General features: G+C 52.3%; 13 protein-coding genes and 1 tRNA gene. 6 read left to right on the top strand and 8 right to left on the bottom strand.

Annotated features, from left to right (window positions below):
• The first annotated feature begins 1 nt into the window (after position 1).
• The 4 genes from E3E29_RS03290 to E3E29_RS03275 all read left to right on the top strand — a co-directional run bounded on the left by E3E29_RS03290 (position 2) and on the right by E3E29_RS03275 (position 4058).
• On the top strand, positions 2-979 hold the full coding sequence (locus E3E29_RS03290; RefSeq protein ID WP_167909458.1) for a beta-ribofuranosylaminobenzene 5'-phosphate synthase family protein: 978 nt from the start codon (positions 2-4) through the stop codon (positions 977-979).
• Positions 980-982: 3 nt separating this feature from the next.
• Positions 983-1777 (top strand): N-glycosylase/DNA lyase, encoded by a 795-nt coding sequence (locus E3E29_RS03285; protein WP_167909457.1) that lies wholly within the window; start codon positions 983-985, stop codon positions 1775-1777.
• A 146-nt stretch (positions 1778-1923) separates the two neighbouring features.
• Complete coding sequence (locus E3E29_RS03280; protein WP_342764652.1) at positions 1924-3117, top strand: ABC transporter permease subunit; 1194 nt, start codon at positions 1924-1926, stop codon at positions 3115-3117.
• Positions 3118-3122: 5 nt separating this feature from the next.
• Positions 3123-4058, top strand: a complete 936-nt coding sequence (locus E3E29_RS03275) for an ABC transporter ATP-binding protein (RefSeq protein ID WP_167909860.1) — start codon at positions 3123-3125, stop codon at positions 4056-4058.
• Here the strand turns inward: E3E29_RS03275 and E3E29_RS03270 are convergent, their stop codons facing one another.
• Positions 4059-5327 (bottom strand): UbiD family decarboxylase, encoded by a 1269-nt coding sequence (locus tag E3E29_RS03270; RefSeq protein WP_167909456.1) that lies wholly within the window; start codon positions 5325-5327, stop codon positions 4059-4061. It lies immediately after the preceding gene.
• 68 nt (positions 5328-5395) lie between these two features.
• Between E3E29_RS03270 and E3E29_RS03265 the strand changes: the two genes are divergently transcribed.
• Positions 5396-6799 (top strand): DEAD/DEAH box helicase, encoded by a 1404-nt coding sequence (locus E3E29_RS03265; RefSeq protein ID WP_167909455.1) that lies wholly within the window; start codon positions 5396-5398, stop codon positions 6797-6799.
• Here the strand turns inward: E3E29_RS03265 and truA are convergent.
• The 4 genes from truA to E3E29_RS03245 all read right to left on the bottom strand — a co-directional run bounded on the left by truA (position 6748) and on the right by E3E29_RS03245 (position 9606).
• The gene (gene truA, locus E3E29_RS03260; RefSeq protein WP_167909859.1) at positions 6748-7563 is read right to left on the bottom strand and encodes a tRNA pseudouridine(38-40) synthase TruA; all 816 of its coding nucleotides are present in this window, start codon (positions 7561-7563) and stop codon (positions 6748-6750) included. The two genes, E3E29_RS03265 and truA, sit on opposite strands and share 52 nt — an antisense overlap.
• Positions 7564-7631: 68 nt before the next feature.
• On the bottom strand, positions 7632-8024 hold the full coding sequence (locus E3E29_RS03255) for a type II toxin-antitoxin system VapC family toxin (protein WP_167909454.1): 393 nt from the start codon (positions 8022-8024) through the stop codon (positions 7632-7634).
• Entirely contained in the window at positions 8011-8232 is a 222-nt protein-coding gene (locus E3E29_RS03250; protein WP_167909453.1) for a hypothetical protein, read from the bottom strand. The genes E3E29_RS03255 and E3E29_RS03250 overlap by 14 nt, the downstream gene beginning before the upstream one ends.
• 1296 nt (positions 8233-9528) lie before the next feature.
• Positions 9529-9606: transfer RNA gene (locus tag E3E29_RS03245), tRNA-Pro, on the bottom strand.
• Between the two features lie 73 nt (positions 9607-9679).
• Here E3E29_RS03245 and E3E29_RS03240 point away from each other — a divergent pair.
• Positions 9680-10774 carry a glycosyltransferase family 2 protein gene (locus E3E29_RS03240; RefSeq protein WP_167909452.1) on the top strand — a complete coding sequence of 365 codons (1095 nt, stop codon included), beginning with the start codon at positions 9680-9682 and terminating at the stop codon, positions 10772-10774.
• A gap of 21 nt (positions 10775-10795) precedes the next feature.
• On the opposite strand, the gene pyrG is transcribed toward E3E29_RS03240, so the two are convergent.
• The 3 genes from pyrG to E3E29_RS03225 form a co-directional block, all read right to left on the bottom strand.
• Positions 10796-12397, bottom strand: coding sequence for a glutamine hydrolyzing CTP synthase (gene pyrG / locus E3E29_RS03235; RefSeq protein WP_167909451.1), 1602 nt, complete (start codon positions 12395-12397; stop codon positions 10796-10798).
• 109 nt (positions 12398-12506) lie between these two features.
• Positions 12507-12887 (bottom strand): DUF555 domain-containing protein, encoded by a 381-nt coding sequence (locus tag E3E29_RS03230; RefSeq protein WP_167909450.1) that lies wholly within the window; start codon positions 12885-12887, stop codon positions 12507-12509.
• A gap of 10 nt (positions 12888-12897) precedes the next feature.
• A complete protein-coding gene (locus tag E3E29_RS03225; protein WP_167909449.1) occupies positions 12898-13185 on the bottom strand; it encodes a DUF357 domain-containing protein in 288 nt (95 codons plus the stop codon).
• Between the last annotated feature and the right edge of the window lie 23 nt (positions 13186-13208).

Here is a 13208-nt window from a genome sequence, read left to right as displayed (position 1 = left end):
GATGATAATAAGAACACCTCGGAGACTTCACATGGGACTCATCGATCCCTCCGGAAGCTTAGGGAGGAGGTTTGGGTCCCTGGGGGTGGCTATAGAAGGCGGATATGAGGTCAGGATGATCCCCTCAGAATCCATCGAAATCAAAGCTGAAGGCGAGGACAGGGAGACGATCCTGGAGGCCCTGAATGCGATGAACGGCTCCTTTGAAACCGGTACGGGTTACTCCATTGAGGTGCGGAGGGGCATTCCGAGGCACGTCGGTCTGGGTTCGACAACCCAGCTGAGCCTCGCGGTAGGCACCGGTATCGCAAAGCTGAACGGTCTCAACGTTACAATCGAAGAGATAGCCCGGGTTCTGGGACGGGGAAAGAACAGTGGCGTCGGGATACACGCCTTCCGGCTCGGAGGTTTCGTGCTCGACGGCGGGGTTCGCAACGGCATTCCTCCCCTCATCGTTCGGCATGAGTTCCCGGAGGAGTGGGCTTTTTTGATAATCATCCCGGAGTTTCGGCCCGGATTTGACGAGGTTGAGGAGAAGCCCGTAATGGCCTCTCTGGGGGGGAATCCCCAGGCCGCGAGGGAGATAAGTCACGTAATCCTCCTGGGTCTACTCCCGGCCCTCGTGGAGAGTAACATCAGGGACTTTGGAAAGAGCCTGACCCGGATTCAGGAACTGGTTGGAAGCCACTTCAGCGGCTACCAGGGCGGGGAGTTCAGGGAGGATGTTGGAATCCTCCTCGACTTTCTGAGGGAAAGGAGCTATGGTTACGGCCAGAGCAGCTGGGGGCCGACGGTTTACGGTCTCATTCTGCGCGATGAAGGTGAGAGGCTGGTTGAAGAGGCCCAGGACTACATGAACGACCACGGCATCAGGGGAACGGTTGAGATAGGTGTTCCTCGGAACAGGGGCGCCGAGATAATTCAGGAGAACGCGTTTTTGGAGAGGTTGATAAAGTCCGTTGGCAGCGGGCGGGGATGAGTGATGACGCTGGAGAAGTACGTTAAAATACACTACAGGGCCGATAAAGACAAAGTTGAGAGGATTAGGGAAATTCTAAGGGAGCTTGGGGTAGAATGCGCCAGGATAATCGAGGAAAAGGTTGACCTCCAGTTCGACGCCCTCAGAAACCTCCGGGAGAACCTCGGAAACGACGAACTGTTCCTGAATCTCGTTGTTGCCAACTCGATAGTGAGCTACCAGCTGAGCGGGAAGGGGGAGAACTGGTGGTGGGAGTTCTCAAGGTATTTCTCCTCCCATCCGCCCAAGGGGGGCATAGTGGATGCCTACTTGGAGTTTTTGCCGGCTTCACGAACCAACCGCCGCCTCGTTGCTAGAAAACTAAGCAGACTGAAGAAGCTGGAGCCCTTCCTCGATTCACTCGACATCGATGACTTGAGGAACTACTACTTCGCCGGCATGGTGAAACTCAGGGAAGAGCTTGCAGAAACCCTTGGATCCAGGAAGAGCGCAAAAACCGTAGTTTTTGCCATCAAAATGTTCGGCTACGCCGGGAGGATAGCCTTCGAGGAGTTCGTCCCGTATCCAATGGAGCTTGAGATACCCGAGGACGTCAGGATAAAGGTATACACGGGGAGAATAACCAACGAGCCCCCCGTATCTTTCTGGGGGAGAGTATCAAAGGAGACAGGAGTTCCACCCCTCCATATAGACTCCATCCTTTGGCCGGCCCTCGGGGGAAACGAGCGGGTCGTGGAGCGGCTCCAGCGGCACTGTGGGGAACGGGCAAAGCTCGTCCTTGAACTCACGGAGCTTTGAACTTCTCGCGGCCTTTCGCCTTTATAGAACCTCAAAGAAGAACCTTCAATGCCCTGATTCCTATAGGGGTCTTTGCTTTCCCCACTAATCACTCAAACAAAAATTTTTTATACTAATGTTGATAAACAACGATGGAACCTTAGGAGGTGTTGGTGTTGTTGTGGGGACTGAGACTTGAGCTTAAGAAGAGCCTTCGAACGAAGAAGTTCTGGGCGGTTGTTATAGTAATGCTCCTGCTCTATATACCCGTGCTCTACGCGATGAAGAGCGTTCACCCCTTTGGGAGGGAGTTTACGGCCTCTGAGATAGTCTCCGGCCTCATCTCGGTGACCCTCTCCCTGGCGAAGTTCTTCATCACGATACTGGCGATAGTTCTCGGGGCAACGGCGATAAACGCTGAAATAACCGAAGGAACGCTCAGGGTAGCCCTGAGCAAACCGATAAGCCGGCTTGGTTATATCACAGGAAAGCTTCTCGGCCACCTTGTTGCCCTCTTTGCGGCAATATTCGCGGCAGTGGTGGTGACGATAATCGGGGTTACCCTTATGGGTGTTGACGTAACTGGAAGCCTGGTCTCGGACGTTATCCTGCTGAACCTGGCTATTCTCGTGGCCATGCTGGAGTTTCTGGCCCTGGGATACATAATCTCCCTCTTCGTAAAGTCGACCTCAACCGCCATAGGCATCGCAATAGTGCTGCTCTTCCTCGTATCCCTCATGAGCCCGATACTGGTCGACTACTTTGCCCACTCCAAGGCGGAGCAGCTGACGAGGGAGAAGTTCGGGCCCAACTGGGAGACAATGGATTATGGCGTTGCCCCATACGTCCAGTACAATCAGTCCATGAATGGGACGAGACCGTACCTCGAGAGACAACACAAATCCCCCTACGACTACCTCAACGAGCAGTACAATCGTATCAAGAGGGACTACGAGAAGAAATACCTCTTCTTTGACCCGATAACGCAGCTCGACTACCTGCTGGGTAACCTCTCGGAGAAGGTTCATGTAACGATCACGAACACCACGTACTATCCAATGGTTCAAGAAGGCCCTATGATGGTAGCCGACTACAAACATCCCATAAAAACTGAGGTAACGAACACTACTGAGAAAGGATACTGTAAGGGTGCCACTTACTCCGGTGGAAGCACAACGAAGACAATAAATGGAACTCCCGTAGAGGAAGTACACGAAATGCGCTGCTACACTATGGACGTGTATAGAGGAGTTGGCTACTCCATCAAACAGAACCTTGACAGGCTCTGGGTTCTCATCGGAGTTACGCTCGTGTACCTTGGAATAGCGTTCTACCGCTTCCTCCGTATGGATCTGAGGTGATGGCGATGATCAAGATAGAGAACCTCCTTAAAAATTATAGGGACGTGAGAGCCCTCGATGGTCTCAACCTTGAGGTCAAGAAGGGCCAGGTTTATGGGTTCCTCGGTCCCAACGGTGCCGGGAAGAGCACCACAATCTTAAGTACTCTCGGCCTCATTTATCCTCAAAAGGGGAAGATAGAGCTCTTCGGCGAAGAGGTGTTCAAAGACGGGAGATTCCACGAAAAGACCCTCCTAAACGCGAAAAAGAGGATCGGCTACATGCCGGAGCACGCTACCCTCTGGGACTTCCTCACCCCAATGCAGACCCTGGACATGATAGGAGAATCCTTTGGAATGTCCAGGGAGGAGAGGGCCAAGCGGAGCAGGGAGCTCCTTGAACTCCTGAACCTCTGGGGGGTAAAGGACAAGAAGGTCGGAAAGTTCTCGAAGGGAATGCGGCAGAGGGTTCTCCTGGCCCAGGCACTCATAAACGACCCCGAGCTCCTCATACTGGACGAACCCATGACCGGTCTCGATCCCACTGGGATAGCGGAGTTCAAGGACATCATCAGGGCCCAGAAGAAGGAAGGGAAAACGGTGTTCTTTTCATCCCACATCCTGGCCCACGTTGAGGAGGTCTGCGATACCGTTGGGGTTATAGTGAGGGGTAAGCTACGCGTGGAGGACAGCATAGAGAACATAAAGAGAGATTTCCTCAGAAAGGGCGGCTACCTGATACTCCTTGAGACGGACAAGCCAGTGAGCTTCGATTCCGCTGACTGGCAGGTCGAGAAGGTGAGCGAGACGAAGTACAAGATAAAATCCCCGGAGGACATCAGACCGCAGATTAACGAGCTCGTGTGGAGCCAGGGGGCGAAGATACTTCAGCTCATGGTTCGTGCACCCAGTCTGGAGGAGATATTCCTCAAAATGGTGGAAGAGGGGAACGGAAAGAAGTGATCAGACCTTCGCCCTCTCAAACTCTTCCTTTCTTTTGAGTAGTTTTGTCGCGTCGATTCCCCATTTTGCCGTCAGTCCATCCTGGGCCGAAGGGTCAAGGGAGCTTCCCCTGGCGTTTGTCACTATTACCAGGTCTTTATCCGGCTGGAAGCGCGTTGCCATCGCCCACTCAACGTCCCTGTCGTCGTAGATGTTGATGTCTTCATCGACCACGATGACTCTCTTCAAGCTCGGATGGCCTGCAAAGGCCGCAATGATAGCGTTCTTACCGTCCCCGTCGTGCTGCTTCGTTATCGAAACTACCGCGTGGAGCCACATCGCTCCCCCCTCTGTGAGGCGGACGCCGTGAACTTTCGGTACGACCCTCTTAACGCTCGCGTATATCTGCGGCTCCTTTGGGAGGCCCATCAGCATGTAGTGCTCGTAGGAGCCAGGGAGGAGGGCATGGAATATCGGTTCGTCAACGTGATACATCCTCTCAAAGACAACTAAGGGTTGTTTCCTCACTATGTCGTACGTCCCGGTTATATCCACGAAGGGTCCCTCGTCCACCAGCTCCGGTGTGATTTTGGCCTCGAAGACGAACTCGCTCTCAACTGGGACTGGGATGCCACCCACCTTGACAATCTCAAGGGGCTTCCCAAAGGCTCTCTCGCTCATTGCGGAGGCTATTTCCAGCTCACTGATCCCGTAGGCGGTGCTCACAGCTCCAGCAAGGAGGAGGTGGATGGGGTTCCCCACGATTATCCTGACGTCGAGTTCCTCCCCCTTTTCGGCCTTCTCCTTCCACATGGAGTAGAGGTGCCGTGGGACAAGGCGTATTGAGGCGGTTTTTTCATCGCGCACCATAATCCTGTGGAAGGATGTGTTAACGAAACCGTCCTCGTCCCTGGCGATAACCATGGCGGAGGTGAAGTACTGCCCCCTGTCCCCGGGATAGTACTTCGGCACTGGGAGCTCCTTGAGGGAGAAGTCCTTCGTGGAGTTCCTCATGAACGGCGCCTTATCGACCTCTTTGAAAGGTCTGGGGTTCTCCATGGCGCCGGCGATGAAGTGAAGCAGTTCCTCTTTGGAGACCCCCAAAAAGCGCGCTATCCTCTCCCTCGTACTCCAGATGTTCCCCGCTACCCTCCACCCTTCGACGTCCTCAAAGAGAACGGGCCGGGTCTTGTACTTGAGCAGGTATCTGGTTATCTCAAGCTCTTTTTTCACGGGCTCGTAAACGGTTACAACGTCCTCTCTAAACCGAGCGAGGATTTCCTCGAGCATGCTATCACCGAAATATTTTTCCAAAAAGCCTATAAAGGCCTTTTCCTCAACTCTCACTTTGAACTGCCATGTCCACGGTCACCATGAAGATTCCGGACGGTTCAATGAGGGTTCACGTTGCGAAGGCTGATCCAAAGGTTTACTTCCTCATCTATGACCTGTTGACATACAAGAAGGACTACGGAAAGTGGGAGAAGCCCGAAAGCCTCTACGACCCCTACACGAACACGTTCCCCCTGGGGCTCCTGCCGAGGGTGAGGGCCTTCCTCAAGGAGAAGGGCTACCGCGTTCGCGTTAGGGACGAGAGAACTCCAAGAGGTTATGAGCTGAACTCCACGTGGAACGAGACCTATAAACTCCGGCGCTACCAGGAGAGGGTAATAACGAAGGCCATCAAAGAGAAGATGGGTGTTCTGGCCCTCCCAGTTGGAAGCGGGAAGACCATAGTGGGGCTCGGGATAATCCACCGCCTGAACGTCTCCGCCCTCATAGTCGTCCACACCAAGGAGCTTCTCTACCAGTGGGCGGACAAGGTGAAGGAAGTCCTTGGAGTTGAGGTGGGGATCATAGGCGATAACAAGTGGCGCGAGGGAGACGTGACAGTGGCCATGATACAGACCCTCCTCTCCAGGGGTCCGGAGAAACTTGAGAACGAGTACGGCGTGGTCGTCTTCGATGAGTGCCACAGAACTTCCGCCGCCGAGAAGTTCTATGAGCTTGGGCTTAAACTTCCCCAGATGTACCGCTTTGGCCTTTCCGCGACCCCTTGGAGAAGGATTAGGGGGGAAGAGATAAAGATAGAGGCCGTCGTTGGGCCAATAATCTACGAGATTAGGGCAGAGGATCTAATAAAGGAGAAATTCCTCTCAAAGCCAAGGTTTGAGGTTATAAAGTACGAGTCGGAGATGCCGTCCTTCAGTGAGAGGTACAAAGAGCTTTACGAGGACATGATTATGAACAACATGGCCAGAAACCGGGCTATTGTCGAGAAGGCGGTAGAGCTAGTTAAAAAGGGACACAGAGTTCTCATAGACGTCAAAAGACTTGAGCACGGCAAAATCCTCAAGGAACTGCTGGAGAAGGGGGGAATCCGGGCCGAGTTCCTCAGCTCCCAGAGTCCGAATAGGTGGGAAATCCTAGAGGAGTTCAAGGAGGGCAGGATTCCGGTGCTCGTCTCCACCCTCCTCAAGGAGGGAGTCGACATCCCAGAAATCTCCGCCATAATCCTGGCCGGCGGCGGTAAGAGCGACATCATGACGATCCAGACTATAGGGAGGGCGCTAAGGCCCAAGAAAAGGATGAAAGCGGTTATCGTGGATGTGGAGGACGACGACCCCCTCCTGTTCACGCACTTCATCGAGAGGCAGAAGGCCCTCAAGCAGTACTACGGAAAGTACTACGACAGTGAAGCGGAGAGCCTCTATAACGAGATAAGCCAGTCTCCAAAGAGGGCGGCGCGAGATAAAGCGTAGGAATAACGGGAAAATATCTCTCTCCTTGCTTTCTTCAGTCCTTCTTCATCCGTGTCAGTGTCAAAGGTTATTCCTTCATAGTCTATCCTCCAGAGGACAAGGTTCTCAGGTGGGGCGGCAGGAACTTTCCTCTCGAACCGGCCGGACAGCATTTCCTTGACTTCATCCTTGGAGAGGATTCCAAGGCCGCAGTATGAGATTGCGCTCATCATTCTACGGGCCATCTCCCAGAGAAAAGACTTTCCGGAAACTTCTATTAGATAGTAGCCCTTCCTGGGAACTATCCTCATGGAAGTTACCTCTCTGATTGGGCCTTTTCCAGGTTCCAGCTTAGCGAAGGCCGAGAAGTCGTGGGTTCCCAGGAAAAGGGCGGAACACTCAGTCATGGCCTCCACATCGTACCCCCTATCAACGAGGTAGTATCTATACGTTTTTTCCCTGGCCCAGAACCTTGGGTGGAACTCTTGGGGAACCTCCACCCTGCCGATGACCCAGACGTCCTTCAGGTGGTGGTTTATAACCTTTGGGGTTGCTAGGTAGGCTTTCTCAGGGTTCGGGACGAAGGAAACAACGTTGAAGAAAGCTGAGACACCCCTATCCGTTCTTGAGGCACCCTTGAAATCCGAATCCTCCGGGTTCTGGATTATACCCAGCTTTTTAAGAACTCTGATTAGCTCGCCCTCGACGGTTCTGACTCCAGGCTGTCTCTGAAAGCCATAGAAGGCGGTTCCATCGTAAGCTATTCTGAGGGCCAGTTTTTTCATGCTCTCACCCAAAACCTGGTGGTCTCCAAGATTTGAAGCCATGTTGTAATCTGGCTTTAAAAACATTATTACGGGATGAGTTTTGTCCTCACGTGTTTTTGGGCTGCTTCAAACTGCTTGACGTCGGAAGTGTAGAGCTCGGCTTTTAGTTCTTCTGCGAAGGCTATGTACAGGGCATCGTAAACGGTGATCTTTTCTTTAAGCGCTATCTCCAAACCATGCTCAAAGTAATTTCTGGCTTCGAAGAACAACAGACCCCCGGTGAGATATTTCAGAGCTTCAGTTCTTTCCCTTGCATCTTCCTCGTTCAGCCGTCCCTGGACAACCGCTTTCCAAATAGCGTTTAAGGCTTCAACAAGAGCGTAATCCAGTGTCGCTGTTTTGCTCGTTAGCGGGACGGCCTCCCATCCCTCCTCTTGAAGGATTATCTTAGCGAGGGCTGAGGCGTCAATTACTATCACGGTCCTCCCTCACGGATTTTGCTGAAAAACCTCTCTCAACACCCTTCCCTTCTTTGAGGATTTTAAGGGCCTTTTGGAGGTTTCTCTTCCTTTCTTCATCTTCTATCCGTTGGGTTATGAATCTCCTTATCTCCTCGCTCCAGTTTATTTTCACCTCCTTCATCTTTGCTTTTACATCATCCGGAACTCGGACTGTAATTACGGCCATGTAATACCACCTGAAATACATTATGTAATGCAAAGCATATAAAAGTTTCCACGTGGCACGGCTCTGAGAATAGTCTCCGCCGTCCGTTGAGGACGCTTGAACGTTAGTGAAAGCGGCGCTTGTGGAACCAAACTGTTTGGGGGTGTGGGGGCGTAGTCCCATTAGCAACCTTTGCTTGCACAAAGCTTGACCAAATGGTTTTGACCTTATTTAAATCGGCTTGGGGCGGTTTGTACGTGCTTTGCAATAAGGAGAGTTTTGAGGGCTTTCCTATGGGTGAGTGGTTAATGTTTGCTGGGTTTACGCCTTATGCGCCCTTCGGGCGCTGTTAAAAGTAAACCCCATCTTAAAAAAGGCCTGTCCAAGGAGGAAAGCCCTAGAATTATGGCCCCTGAAAAGCACGTACAAACTTTGATGAAACTTTGTCTAGCAAGCTTTTAGAAAAAGCTTGACCAAAAGTGTTCCCTTCTTTTTGAACTTGCTCATTGACAGGTGTATGCCCCTCCAGAAGGCGACCGTGAGTGGGTTTACTCTTAGAACTTTCGCACTACTTATGATTTCCAACGTTCTTTTTAGTGCCCTCCGGGCGCTATACTGTGAGGAAATCCTTGTAAGGCTGACTGTCCAGTAAGCAAACCCGCTCAAAAACTCGCTTGTTAGAATCACATACCACTTTTCCGCCAGCGCTGAAACTTTGCAAGCAAAGTTTCATCAAAGGTTATGGTTCTTGTCAAAAGTGCAGTTTTCAGGAGATTTTCTTTAGAAGCTTCTTCTCTCATTTTGAATTCCAGTTTTAGTGGGCTTGTTCTCTATGAGTTTGCTTTGTAATAGACGCCCGTAGGGCGTCAAAGTGAGAGAAAAACTCCTTTTTGGTTGGCATGTTTGGAGAATTCGCTCATTTTTGGTTGGTGTATTGTGAAAAATCCCTTAGAAGGGCAATTTTAGAAGGGAACCACGAACCTTGATCAAACTCAATGGGACTATCGTCCCGTGCGTTGAAGCGAAGCTTCAACGTCACGCAGGCGAACAAACTTTTGGAAAAAGCTTGAGCAAAAGAGTTCCCTTCTCCGCGAAGAGCAAAAAGCCAGTCGTGCCCTATTCAAGGGGTAAGTTTCAAGGGGTTTGACCTTAAATCAACCCCTTCAATTGGTTTTAACTTTATTATCGGTGCCCGAAGGGCGCTTTGGGCAGTGAAAACACTCACCAAAGAAGCAAGCGAGTAAAAACCCTTTCAGGATCCAAACCTTATAAAAGGCACATAATTTTCCGCCAGCGCTTTCGTCAGAAAGGGCTGAATGGTGGGGCCGCCGGGATTCGAACCCGGGTCACGGGCTCCCAAAGCCCGCAGGATGGACCAAGCTACCCCACGGCCCCATGCCCGGCTTTTAAGGCTCTGCAAAGCTTATAAAGTTTGCGGGGGTTAGAGGTATGTTGCGGAGGGTGGGAAATGAGCCAAGAAAAATCAGAAAAGCCAAAGGTTTCAATCATAATCCCAACTTACAATGAGCGGGACAACCTCGACGAACTCTTTGAGAGGATATCCCGCGCGCTGAGTGAAGCGGGATACGATTTTGAGATCGTTGTTGTGGACGATAACTCTCCTGATAGAACGTGGGAATACGCTGAAGAACTGGGGAAAACCAGGGGCTATCCGGTCAAAGTCATACGGAGGGTTAACGAGAAGGGCCTCTCCTCCGCTGTAATTCGGGGCTTCAAAGAGGCCTCTGGGGACGTTTTCGTCGTGATGGACGCGGATTTGCAGCACCCACCGGAGAAGATACCCAAACTCGTCAGGGCGATAGAAGAAGGGGCCGATATAGTAATAGCCAGCAGGTACGTGCCTGGAGGAGGGGTTAGGAACTGGTACTGGTACAGGAAGCTCATTTCAAAGGGCGCCATAATGATAGGGCGCGTTGCACTTCCTAAGATAAGAAACGTCAGGGACCCGGTAAGCGGGTTCTTTGCCCTTAAAAGAGAGGTCGTCGAAAACGCGGAGCTGAACCCGATAGGCTTTAAGATACTCATGGAGATTCTGATCAAGGGAACCTACAAGAAGGTCGTCGAGGTTCCGTTCACTTTCGGCTTGAGGAAAGCGGGGGAGAGCAAGCTGAGCGGAAAGACAATGATAAACTACCTCAAGCACGTCTACAGGCTCATGAAGTGGGAGGGCGAACTCGACAGGCTGATAAAGTTCAGTATCGTTGGAACTTCTGGTATATTCGTAAACGAAGGGTTCCTGTGGTTCTTCGTCAGGTTCCTTGGGTGGAGCAAAGTCTGGGCCAACATACCGGCCATTGAGCTCTCAATTCTCAACAACTTCACTTGGAACGACCTTTGGACCTTCCGAGACCTCAGGAAGCGTCCCTTGTGGAGAAGGCTTCTGAGCTTCCACGCTGCTGCCTTAACTGGAGCCGCCGTCCAGATGGCCATCTACGCCCCGCTGGTTTATATAGGCGTCCATTACCTCATTGCCAACCTGATCGGCATCGCTGCGTCTTTCATTGTCCGCTTCCTCTTCAACAGAAACGTGACGTGGGGATGAAGGAGTTTAAAAAGAAAAGGCTCACTCCCCGTACTTCTTCTCTTTTGCGGCCTTTACCAGTCCCCTGAAGACGGGCGCAGGGTTCATCGGCCTTGACTTGAACTCCGGGTGGAACTGGGTCGCTATAAAGTAGCCCTGCTCCGGAAGCTCAAGAATCTCCATCCTCCTCTCATCGTCTCCGGCTATTCCGCTGAACACCAAGCCGGCTTTTTCAAATCTCTCAATGTAGTCCGGGTTAACCTCCCAGCGGTGGCGGTGCCTCTCGTAGACTATCTCCTTACCGTAGAGACTTCTGGCAAGGGTGTCAGGCTTGATGTGGACGGGGTAAGCCCCGAGTCTCATGGTTCCGCCGAGCCTGTCCAAATCTCTCTGCTCGGGCATCAGGTCAACGACTGGATACGGAGTCTGTGGATCGATTTCGGTGGAGTGTGCTCCCTCAAGACCGAGGACGTTCCTCGCGAATTCCACAACTGTGAGCTGGAAGCCGAAGCAGATGCCGAGGAAGGGAATGTTGTTCTCCCTCGCGTACCTTATCGCCATCATCTTGCCCTCTGTACCCCTAGCCCCGAAACCCCCCGGAACGATTATTCCGTCGACCCCTTTAAGGAGCTTGGTACCGGTTCTTTCAAGGTCCTCTGCCTCTATCCAGCGTATCTTGACCTTCACGCCGTTGGCGACGCTGGAATGCTTAAGGGCTTCCTTTATGCTCAGGTAGGAATCAGCCAGCTTGACGTATTTACCCACTATTGCAATCTCAACGGTGTCCTTGAGGTTCTTGTATTTCTCCACAATTCCACTCCAAGCTTTGAGTTCAGGCTCTTTTTCGGGAAGGCCGAGCCTTCTGGAGAGGTAGCGCGGGAGACCTTCCTTCTCCAGCATCAGCGGAACTTCATAGGTGTCCTCAACATCGTAGGCGCTTACAACGGCCTCGTCAGGAACGTTTGTGAAGAGGCTTATCTTTCTCCTCGCGGAATCCTCAAGTGGATCTTCCGACCGGGCAACTATAGCATCGGGCTGAATTCCAAGACTCCTAAGCTCCTTAACGCTGTGCTGGGTTGGTTTGGTCTTCTGTTCACCGACGACCCTGAGTTTGGGCACGTAGGTGACGTGGACGAAGGCGACGTTCTCCCTGCCCTCCTCAAGCTGCATCTGCCTAGCCGCCTCAAGGAAGGGCATGCTCTCGATGTCGCCGACCGTTCCACCTATCTCAACGACAACGACGTCGTAGTCCCTCGCAAGTCTCCTTATGCGCTCCTTTATCTCATTGGTAACGTGGGGAATGACCTGAACGGTCGCTCCAAGGTATTCTCCCTTTCTCTCCTTCTCAATGACGACTGAGTAGGCCTTCCCGGTCGTTATGTTGTGGTCGAAGCTCAGGCTGGTGTCGAGAAAGCGCTCGTAGTTCCCGAGGTCGAGGTCGACCTCGCCGCCATCGTCCAGCACAAAGACCTCACCGTGCTGGTAGGGGTTCATCGTTCCGGCGTCGTAGTTGAGGTAGGGGTCTATCTTGATGTTCGTCGTTCTGAAACCGCGCGCCTTCATGAGCATGCCGAGAGAAGCGCTTGTTATGCCCTTACCAAGACCGCTAACGACACCACCCGTAACGAAGATGAACTTGGCCATGGCAAAACCTCCAACGGTTATGTCGTTGGTTGATTGGGGAGTGTTTAAAAGTTTTCCCCGCTTTGGGTGAATCAGGAATTAAAGAAGGGACAAGAGGGATGCCATTGAACTATCCCTCAAGTTCGACCCCGTTTCCACTCTCTCCCCCTTCGATCTCCCTTATCTCGTAAACCTTCAGCGGAACCTTCTTTAGGGCCTTTCCAACCACGGCCTTGGCTATCCTCTCAGCGTGCTCCACGCTCTGGGCGTTGAAGACCTTAAGGGTGAGGTACATACCAACGAGCCCAACGCTTCCTATCACGAAGGCGCTCTCAAAGTGGGCCCCGCAGACCGGGCACTGCGAGTAGCCTATCTCCACCCTCACAAAGTCGAGGTTCTCCTTGTTCAGTGCCTTTGCCACCTTGCTCACGGCCACGTTTATGGCGTCTTCGCTCGTCTCAACGTCCCTAACGATTATCGGCGCCTCAAGGACGACGACGTAGTCTCCCATCTTTCCCACCTCAGCCGAAGGCAAAGAGTCTGTCATCCTCTCCCTTAAACACTCCCAGCCGCACACCCGCGTCTATAAAGCCGTGGGCGTAGTTCAGCGCGGCAAAAGCGGTAACGTAGTCCCCCTTCTCGTAGTAGTACTTGGCGTCCTCAAAATAGCTTTTTGCCATCGTTAAAAAGTCGTTCGCGACGGCCATTAGAAGGCTCCTCTCGTGTACGGCAACCTCAAGGGTTTTTAAAGCTTCTTCGGTGATTCTAAAGTACTTCTGGAGCTTTTCATCGGTTATCTCTCGCCCCACCTGTCTCGCCTCGGAGAGGGTTA

Origin of the sequence: Thermococcus sp. Bubb.Bath (genome assembly GCF_012027595.1) — an archaeon.
GTDB lineage: Archaea > Methanobacteriota_B > Thermococci > Thermococcales > Thermococcaceae > Thermococcus.
This window is presented reverse-complemented; position numbering and strand designations above follow the sequence as displayed.

What these genes read in the sequence shown, in the direction of transcription:
- E3E29_RS03270 (WP_167909456.1), bottom strand. Translation starts at nt 5,327, where the DNA reads ATGCTCGAGGAAATCCTCGCTCGGTTTAGAGAGGACGTTGTAACCGTT.
- E3E29_RS03285 (WP_167909457.1), top strand. Translation starts at nt 983, where the DNA reads ATGACGCTGGAGAAGTACGTTAAAATACACTACAGGGCCGATAAAGAC.
- truA (WP_167909859.1), bottom strand. Translation starts at nt 7,563, where the DNA reads ATGAAAAAACTGGCCCTCAGAATAGCTTACGATGGAACCGCCTTCTAT.
- E3E29_RS03265 (WP_167909455.1), top strand. Translation starts at nt 5,396, where the DNA reads ATGTCCACGGTCACCATGAAGATTCCGGACGGTTCAATGAGGGTTCAC.
- E3E29_RS03230 (WP_167909450.1), bottom strand. Translation starts at nt 12,887, where the DNA reads ATGGGAGACTACGTCGTCGTCCTTGAGGCGCCGATAATCGTTAGGGAC.
- E3E29_RS03240 (WP_167909452.1), top strand. Translation starts at nt 9,680, where the DNA reads ATGAGCCAAGAAAAATCAGAAAAGCCAAAGGTTTCAATCATAATCCCA.
- pyrG (WP_167909451.1), bottom strand. Translation starts at nt 12,397, where the DNA reads ATGGCCAAGTTCATCTTCGTTACGGGTGGTGTCGTTAGCGGTCTTGGT.
- E3E29_RS03250 (WP_167909453.1), bottom strand. Translation starts at nt 8,232, where the DNA reads ATGGCCGTAATTACAGTCCGAGTTCCGGATGATGTAAAAGCAAAGATG.
- E3E29_RS03290 (WP_167909458.1), top strand. Translation starts at nt 2, where the DNA reads ATGATAATAAGAACACCTCGGAGACTTCACATGGGACTCATCGATCCC.
- E3E29_RS03275 (WP_167909860.1), top strand. Translation starts at nt 3,123, where the DNA reads ATGATCAAGATAGAGAACCTCCTTAAAAATTATAGGGACGTGAGAGCC.